This window comes from Mesorhizobium sp. M7D.F.Ca.US.004.03.1.1 (genome assembly GCF_003998635.1).
Lineage (GTDB): Bacteria > Pseudomonadota > Alphaproteobacteria > Rhizobiales > Rhizobiaceae > Mesorhizobium > Mesorhizobium loti.
This window is the reverse complement of record NZ_RZQG01000330.1, coordinates 1-6,090: the sequence shown is the minus strand read 5'-3', so window position 1 is coordinate 6,090 and position 6,090 is coordinate 1. Positions and strand designations below refer to the sequence as shown.

The following is a 6,090-nucleotide window of genomic DNA, read 5'->3' as shown; positions in this document are numbered from 1 at the left end:
AGACCGAGCCTTGCGGCAAGTCGATGCCGTCCTCGTCCTCGGGCATCAGGGCGGCGATGGAATCGATCCAGATCAGGCCGAAGGAATGCGTCGCGCGCGCCGCTGCGGTCAGCGCCTTGTGGGCGATGCGACGGTCGGCGCCGGCAGTCAGCCGGATCAGCCCCGATGGCGGCCGCTCGACATCGGCCAGTTCGACGACGTCGAAATTCATCGCTTCCAGCCGCGCGCCGGTGCCTTCCCGAGCCAGTATGCCGGCAGCCCCCTGCTCGGCCGTGATCTGCACCATCTTGCGGCCGGAAAAGTCCTCGACGTCATGCATCGGGGCCTTCTCGACATATTCCGAAGTCATCGCCAGCAGCATGGCGCCATAGCTCATGCGGAAGGCAACGCGGTCGCCGACAGCCGGCGGCGGATCCGCATCGGCGACATCGAGCAGCAGATGGTCGCTTGAGGCGCCGAGCACCCGTATCCCCTTGGCAATCGGTGTCAGCCCCTCGACCAGCACGTCCTCGCGGCCGTTATTGGCGATGGCGCGCAGCCTGTCGCCCTCGTCGGGAAAGACCGGCTGGTTGCCGAAGGCGTCGTAGCCCGATTGGCCGATCGGCCGTGACGGCTTGAGCTTGACCTCGATGATGTCGCTGGTCAGCCGGCAGGCATCGGGTTCGAGCTCGGCCCATGGCGTGTCGCGGAAGGTCTCGACGCCGCCCTGCAGGATCGCCTCGCCGACCCGCAGATTGTTGATGCCGGCCGGCAGCTTGCCTTCGAGCAACAGCGGCAGCGACGACGAGGCGCCCCCGGAAATCCAGTCGAGGCTTTTGCCGGACAGGCGCTCGGTCTTGTAGGCATGGGCGACGAGTTGCCCAAGGTTTTCCGGCGTCGGCATGATGGCGCCGAAGCAGCCGAGATTGGTGCCGATGCCGGCAATGCGCACGCCCTTGAACTGTAGTATCTGTTCGACCGTCGGGATGAGGTCATTCGGCCAAATGCCTTCGCGGAGATCGCCGAGATCGATCATCAGCATGATGTCGTGGACGCGGCCCATGCGCTCGGCGATGCGCGAAATCTCGCGGATGGTGGCGAGTTCCGACTGCAGGCTGATGTCGACGGTGCGCACCACCTCCTCGACACGCGCCATCGGCGGACTGCGCAGCAGCATGATCGGCGCGTTGATGCCACTGTCGCGCAGCCGGCGGATGTTCTCGAAGCGCGATTCGGCGATACCGGCAACGCCGCCGCGCAGCATGGCGCGCGCCACTTGCGGCATGCCGCATGTGCCCTTGGTGACGCCGAACACCTTGATGCCAGACAGCGCGCAGCGCTCGACGATCGTGCGCGCATTGCGCTCGATGCGGCCAAGGTCGATGGCGACTTGCGGTCCCGACATCTCTAGCCCCCGTAGACCAGCCCTTGCGGGTCGATCTCCGGCTTGCGGCAGGCGACGAGGTCGGCGAGGAATTTGCCGGAGCCGCAGGCCATGGTCCAGCCGACATGGCCGTGGCCGGTGTTGAGATAAAGGTTGCTGAAACGCGCCTTGCCAATGACCGGCACCGAGTTCGGCATCATCGGCCGCAGGCCCGCCCACAGCTCGGCCTTGTTCTCGTCGAAGGCGCCGGGGAACAGGTCCTTGCCGGTCCTGAACATGGCGGCGAAATCGCTCGGCCGGAAGGTACGGTCGAAACCGGTGAATTCGGCGGTCGAAGCGAGCCGCAGCCGGTTGCCAAGCCTGGAATAGGCAATCAACTGATCCTCGTCGGCGCCGCCCATGGTCGGGCCCTTGCTTTCGTCCTCAAGCGGAATCGTCGCGGTATAACCCTTCACCGGGTAGATAGGCAGGTCGATGCCGTAGCGGCGCCCGAGCAGGCCGCTTTCCGGCCCCATCGACATGACCACGGCATCGCCGAGAACCGGTCCGGCCGAGGTCATCACCGCGCGCACCCGGTCACCCTCGATGTCGAGGCCCTCGACCGTCGTGCCGTAGAGAAACGTCACGCCGAGTTTCCCGGCCGCGTGGGCGGCGAGCTTTTCCACGAACTGCCGGGAATCGCCGGTCTGGTCGATCGGCGAATAGACGCCGCCGGCGATCTTTTCCTTCACTCCGGCAAGACCCGGCTCGAGCTCGATCAGCCGGTCGCGGCCGACGATCTCGATCGGCAGGCCATGCTCGGCCAGATAGCGATAGTTGTCGGTGCCGGTGTCGAGACTGTGCTGCGAGCGGAAGAAATAGAGGATGCCCTTCTTGCGCTCGTCATAGTGAATGCCGGTATCGGCGGAGATGGCGTTGATACAGTCGCGCGAATAGAGCGCCAGGCGCAGCTTGACCCGGCTGTTGGCACGCAGGCGCTCTTTCGTGCATTGGCGCAGGAAGCGCAGGCTCCAGGCGAGGAAGTAGGGATCGAAGCGCAGCCGCACCTTGATGCCGAGATCATGGTTGTAGAGCGCGCGCAGGAAGGTCTTCAGCGCCGCCGGCGAAGCCCAGGCGGTGGCATCGCCCGGCGAGACCAGGCCGGCGTTCGACTGGCTGGTGCCGCGCGCCGGCGCCGCATGGCGCTCGATCACGGTGACCTCGTGGCCGTCGCTGGCCAGATAATAGGCGGCTGCCGTACCGACGACACCGGCCCCGAGCACCGTTATCTTCATGCCATCCCCCCAAAAGCTCTTCGCGGCGCAGCGCCTCCACGCCGTGCCGCGAATGCCTTCAATAGCGCTTCGCCACGTGCCTTGCGAGCCCCTGGGAGAACCCGGCTCAGCCGCGCGCGGAGTTCTTGCCGGTCAGGATGCGCTCCCAGGCGAGCGCGTCGGCAACGATCTGGTCGAGATCGTCGCGCTGCGGGGTCCAGCCGAGTTCGGCGCGGGCGAGATCCGAATTGGCAACCACCGCGGCGGCGTCGCCGGGGCGGCGATCGCCCATCTTCACCTCGAAATCATGGCCGAAGGCACGCCGCACGCTGTCGATGACCTCGAGCACCGAATAGCCATGGCTGTAGCCGCAATTGGCGACCAGGCTCGCGCCCCCGGCGCGCAGCCGCTGCAGGGCCAGGCGATGCGCCGCCGCCAGATCGCTGACATGGATATAGTCGCGCATGCAGGTGCCGTCCGGCGTCGGATAGTCGGTGCCGAACACCTGCATGAACGGCCGCTTGCCGAGTGCGGTTTCGCAGGCAACCTTGATCAGATGGGTGGCGCCCGGCGTCGACTGGCCGGTACGGCCCCTGGGATCGGCGCCGGCGACGTTGAAATAGCGCAGCGCCGTGTAGCGCAAGGGGTGCGCGATCGCCGCATCGCGCAGCATCCATTCGCTCATCAGCTTGGACAGGCCATAGGGCGATTCCGGCGCCAGGCGAGCATCCTCGCGCACCGGCTCCAGTCCGGCGCCGCCATAGACGGCAGCGGTCGAGGAAAAGATGAAATTGGGCACGCCCTCTCGGACCGCGGTCTCGATCAGCGTGCGCGTCTTGCTGGTGTTGTTCTCATAATAACTGAGCGGGTCGGCAACCGATTCCGGGACCACGATCGAGCCGGCGAAGTGGATGATCGCATCGACATGATTGTCCCTGATGATCGAACCGACCAATTCCCTGTCGGCGACATCGCCAACCACCAGCTTTGCCTCCGGCGCCACCGCCCATTCGAAACCGGTGGAAAGACGGTCGAGAACGACCACGCTCTCGCCGGCATCCAGCAGTTCCCAGACCATGTGGCTGCCGATATAACCGGCGCCGCCTGTTACCAAAACCGTCATCCGTGACCTCGCATCTCAAGATTTATCGGAAACTGTCTCAACCCCCGCCTTACTGGAAAGCCTGCCGCCTGGCCATTAGAACTCGTGGTAACCGGCATTGTCGGCATGTGGCATCGTCCTGAAACAAAATTGATCCACATCAAGGGAATAGGCCACGATCCGTGGTCGTTAGGAACAGGTCCGGGGCGTGGCATTTTGACCAAAAAGGCCCGGTGGACGACCAATAGGGCAATGATTATGATCCCGCGCAAAATTGGGAAAGTCGACATGAACTATCAGCGGTTCTTCGAGGAAGCGATCGACCAGCTCCATGCAGAGCGTCGCTATCGCGTTTTCGCCGACCTTGAGCGCATCGCGGGCAAGTTTCCGCGCGCCATCTGGCGTTCCAATGGCCGCGCCGAGGAAATCACCGTCTGGTGCTCCAACGACTATCTCGGCATGGGCCAGCATCCCGACGTCATCGCCGCGTTCCAGAACGCGGCCGGCAAAATGGGGTCGGGCGCCGGTGGCACCCGCAACATTTCGGGCACCAGCAACCCGCTGGTCGAGCTCGAAGTGGAGCTTGCCGACCTGCACGACAAGGAAGCCGCACTCGTTTTCACCTCCGGCTTTGTCTCCAATGAAGCCTCGATTTCGACCATCGCGCGGCTTTTGCCCAACTGCCTGATCATCTCGGACGAGTTGAACCACGCCTCGATGATCGAAGGCGTGCGGCGCTCCGGTGCGGAAAAGAAGATCTTCCGCCACAATGATGTCGCGCATCTGGAAAGCCTGCTGCAGGCGGCGGGCCGCGAACGCGCCAAGCTGATCGTCTTCGAGAGCGTCTATTCGATGGATGGCGACATCGCACCGATAAAGCAGATCGTCGAGCTCGCCGAGCGCTACAACGCCATGACCTATATCGACGAGGTCCATGCCGTCGGCATGTACGGACCGCGCGGCGGCGGCATCACCGAGCGCGAGGGACTGGCCGACCGGATCGATATAATCCAGGGCACCCTGGCCAAGGCGTTCGGCACGCTGGGCGGGTACATCACCGGCACAAGCGCGGTGATCGACGCGGTGCGCTCCTATGCGCCGGGCTTCATCTTCACCACGGCGCTGCCGCCGGCGATCGCCGCCGCCACCACCGCCTCGATCCGCCACCTCAAACGCTCGCAGGCCGAGCGCGATGCACAGCATCAGCAGGCGACACGAACCAAGCAGATCCTTTCGGCCGCCGGCCTGCCTGTGATGGACTCGCCAACGCACATCGTGCCGCTGCTGGTCGGCGATCCGGAGGCCTGCAAGATGGCCAGCGACCGCCTGCTCGGCGTGCACGGCATCTACATCCAGCCGATCAACTACCCGACCGTGCCGCGCGGTACGGAGCGGCTGCGCATCACGCCGACGCCGTTCCACTCCGATGCGCTGATCGCCGAGTTGCAGGACGCGCTGGTCGAGACCTGGGATGCACTCGGCATTCCCTATGGCTCCGCCGGTCGGCCATCGGTGGCCAAGAGCGACCGGATCATTCCCCTGCTGGTGCCCAAGTCAGGCGGCTGAAGCCCGTTTGAAACTCTACTCCGACGGCCATCTGACGCAGGTTTCTGCGCTTCCGGTGCTCACGGACCTGAATGTCCGCTGCGCTCCGGTTCTCGAAACCCACGCCAGCTGACTCGCCGGAGCGATTTTCAATCCGGCCTCAGGGCATCAAATAGTCTTCATCCACTTTGCCAGCCGGTGCGCGGCTTCCTCGATCTGATCGAGGCGGCGGTGGAAGCACAGTCTGAGGAAGGCTTCGCCGCCGGGACCGAAGGCGGTGCCGGGCGCCAGGCCGACATTGGCCTTGTCGACGATGTCGAAAGCGGCAGTGCGTGAATCGGTGATGCCGTCGACCGTGAAGAACAGATAGAACGCGCCTTGCGGTACGGTGAACCGGGCGCGGCCTGTGTCGCCGAGAATGCCGCAGACCAGATCGCGTGCCTTGCGCGCCCGCTCCACCTGTTCGGCAACGAAGGCATCACCCTCATCAAGGGCTGCAACCGCACCGCGCTGCATGAACTGGGCGACGCCGGAGTTGGAATACTGGATCAGGTTCTCGAACACCTGCTGCAAGGCGGGATGTGTCTTGATCCAGCCGACGCGCCAGCCGGTCATCGCCCAGTTCTTGGAAAAACTGTTGACGAACAGGATGCGGTCTTCCGCCGTGGCGATGTCGAGGAAGGACGGCGCACGGCCGTGGCTGTAGTGGAACAGCGAATAGATTTCGTCGGCGATGATCCAGAGGTTCTTCGTGCGCGCAAGATCGAGGATCGCCTGCAAGGTCTCGTGATCGGCGGTCCAGCCGGTCGGGTTCGACGGCGTGTTGA

Annotated in this window: 5 protein-coding genes; 1 reads left to right on the top strand and 4 read right to left on the bottom strand. The window is 64.6% G+C overall.

Features of this window, described 5'->3' with window-relative positions:
* The 3 genes from EN935_RS18785 to galE form a co-directional block, all read right to left on the bottom strand.
* The coding region (locus EN935_RS18785) for an alanine/ornithine racemase family PLP-dependent enzyme (protein ID WP_127373509.1) at window positions 1–1,384 on the bottom strand (1,384 nt) is incomplete at its 3' end.
* 2 nt (window positions 1,385–1,386) lie between these two features.
* A complete protein-coding gene (locus EN935_RS18780) occupies window positions 1,387–2,637 on the bottom strand; it encodes a D-amino acid dehydrogenase (RefSeq protein WP_127262703.1) in 1,251 nt (416 codons plus the stop codon).
* Between the two features lie 106 nt (window positions 2,638–2,743).
* Complete coding sequence (gene galE, locus EN935_RS18775) at window positions 2,744–3,739, bottom strand: UDP-glucose 4-epimerase GalE (protein WP_109666590.1); 996 nt, start codon at window positions 3,737–3,739, stop codon at window positions 2,744–2,746.
* 267 nt (window positions 3,740–4,006) lie between these two features.
* On the opposite strand from galE, the gene hemA reads away from it, so the two are divergent.
* On the top strand, window positions 4,007–5,284 hold the full coding sequence (hemA, locus tag EN935_RS18770) for a 5-aminolevulinate synthase (protein ID WP_109666803.1): 1,278 nt from the start codon (window positions 4,007–4,009) through the stop codon (window positions 5,282–5,284).
* 147 nt (window positions 5,285–5,431) lie between these two features.
* On the opposite strand, the gene EN935_RS18765 is transcribed toward hemA, so the two are convergent.
* On the bottom strand, window positions 5,432–6,090 hold a 659-nt coding region (locus EN935_RS18765; protein WP_127373508.1), incomplete at its 5' end, for an aminotransferase class I/II-fold pyridoxal phosphate-dependent enzyme.

Bases quoted from the DNA above. Each gene is read 5' to 3' on its own strand.
- EN935_RS18780 (WP_127262703.1), bottom strand. From the start codon at position 2,637: ATGAAGATAACGGTGCTCGGGGCCGGTGTCGTCGGTACGGCAGCCGCC.
- galE (WP_109666590.1), bottom strand. From the start codon at position 3,739: ATGACGGTTTTGGTAACAGGCGGCGCCGGTTATATCGGCAGCCACATG.
- hemA (WP_109666803.1), top strand. From the start codon at position 4,007: ATGAACTATCAGCGGTTCTTCGAGGAAGCGATCGACCAGCTCCATGCA.